Origin of the sequence: Streptomyces alkaliphilus, from assembly GCF_014141535.1 — a bacterium.
GTDB classification, from domain to species: Bacteria; Actinomycetota; Actinomycetes; order Streptomycetales; family Streptomycetaceae; genus Streptomyces; species Streptomyces alkaliphilus.
The window spans coordinates 1-1874 of record NZ_VKHT01000968.1 but is presented as its reverse complement, the minus strand read 5'-3'; the positions used below and the strand labels follow the sequence as shown (position 1 = coordinate 1874).

The 1874-nt window shown below is 71.0% G+C and carries 3 protein-coding genes; 2 read left to right on the top strand and 1 reads right to left on the bottom strand.

The window, feature by feature from the left end; all coding sequences use genetic code 11:
* Window positions 1–38 precede the first annotated feature (38 nt).
* Window positions 39–440, top strand: coding sequence for an STAS domain-containing protein (locus FNQ90_RS21570; RefSeq protein WP_182607880.1), 402 nt, complete (start codon window positions 39–41; stop codon window positions 438–440).
* 250 nt (window positions 441–690) lie between these two features.
* Window positions 691–1311: a superoxide dismutase family protein gene (locus FNQ90_RS21565; protein WP_182607879.1), complete on the top strand. Its 621-nt coding sequence runs from the start codon at window positions 691–693 to the stop codon at window positions 1309–1311.
* A gap of 91 nt (window positions 1312–1402) precedes the next feature.
* Here the strand turns inward: FNQ90_RS21565 and FNQ90_RS21560 are convergent, their stop codons facing one another.
* Window positions 1403–1570 carry a hypothetical protein gene (locus FNQ90_RS21560; RefSeq protein ID WP_182607878.1) on the bottom strand — a complete coding sequence of 56 codons (168 nt, stop codon included), beginning with the start codon at window positions 1568–1570 and terminating at the stop codon, window positions 1403–1405.
* Between the last annotated feature and the right edge of the window lie 304 nt (window positions 1571–1874).

The window sequence follows — 1874 nt, the reverse complement described above, 5'->3', positions numbered from 1 at the left end:
TGTGGTCAGATGTATATAAGAGACCCGGAAACCCCCGCATGACCACGTACCCGGCCCAGAACCTCGTCCTCACCCGGACCGTGACCGATCCGCACACCGTTCACATCGCGATCTCCGGTGACCTTGACTACGACACCTCCGAGGACTTCCTGGAGACCGTCGTCGAGGAGATGGACGCGCGACCGGACCTGCGCGAACTCCATCTGGACTGTGCGGAACTGGGCACCTGCGACTCCATGGGCCTGTCCATCCTGCTCATGGTCCACCGTCGGGTGACGGTGGCCGGGATCAAGCTGTACCTGGACAACCGCCGGCCGGCCCTGGACCGCCTGCTCGGCATCACCGGGACCTTCGGGCACTTCATCGGCGCCCCGGAGAACGAGAAGGTGCCCACGACCGGGCCCCAGACGCGGATACCCCACCCCCACGACGAGAACTGAGCCGATCGGGCCGAGGCGGCCCGCACCGGCCGGTCCGTCGTCGGCGCGGCACCCCCGCCGGGACGGGGCCCCTTCCCGAACGCCCTTGCGGAGGCCGGGCGGTGGGGCGCGACAACCGGGTGGTTGTCGGGCCCCACCACCCAACACTCCGCCCGTGATGCGTGTTTCACCCCTTCCCGGTGCGATATCGATGGGAACCGCCCGGACCCCTTCCGGGTATTCCCCATCCCCACGCCAGGGAGAATCCCCGATGACACGAGCCACCCGGATCCGCCACGCGAGCGCGATCGCGGCCGTCGTCCTCCTCGGAGCGACGGCCTGCGCGGCCGACACCGAGGCCGAGCCCGCCGCGGCCCCGGCCGTGGAGCAGGACGACGCGTCGAACGGCCCGACCGCCGACCTGATCGACCGGGACGGGGAGAGCGTCGGCACCTTCTCGCTGAGCGAGCGGGACGACCTGCTCCGGGGCGAGGTGTCACTGACCGGCCTGACACTGGACCCCGGCTTCCACGGCTTCCACCTGCACGAGACGGCGGAGTGCGAGGCGGACGACCCCAACGGGGCGTTCATGAGCGCCGGCGGCCACTGGAACCCCGACGACACCGACCACCCCGAACACCCCGGCGACATGCCGTCGCTGTTGGTCACCGAGGATGGGACGGCGGAGGCGACCTTCGTCACCGACCGATTCACCCTCGACGACATCCCGGAGGAGGGGGTGGCGGTGATCCTTCACGAGGATCGGGACAACTTCGCCCACATCCCGGACCGTTACCAATCGGAGGACGCGGACGAGCCCGGGCCGGACGAGACCACCCTCGCCACCGGAGACGCCGGCGACCGCTACGCCTGCGCCACGATCACCCCCTGAGCCCTTCCCGACCGCCCCGGTCCCGTCGGTCCCGCCGACAGCGCCGGGGTCGCTCGGCGTTCGGGGCCGGGGAGGGGAACGGCTCCGCGCGTCACAGGATGCGGTACGTCCTCCACCGGCGATCGCGATTCGGAAGGATCGAGCCGTTCACGGTCACCACGGTGCCCGGGGCGAACAGGACGAGGAGCGCGTTGAGCCACGGCGGTACCGGATTGGGGCCGCCGTCGCAGGTGACGACCACCGGGAAGGCCCACTCCACCTCTGCCCACTTCTCCGCCTCACCCCGGCGAACCGATGGTTTCCGGCCCCTGTCCTCGGGGCCTCCCCGTCCTGACGGTGCGGGGCACCGGGAACCGTCGGGAGGGGACGGGAGCTCCCGACGCCGCGATGAGGGCGACACGGCAGCCGAGAGCCGGACCGCAGACGAACTACGGCAGCGGCATTACCGGCCGCTCGGAAGATGACCGGTGCCGCTCGGATTCCGGGGACGGACAGGCCGGCGCCTGGTAGCTGTTGGAGGTCGGCCGGTGACGGGGCGCGAGGGGGCGGTGTCGATGGTGGGG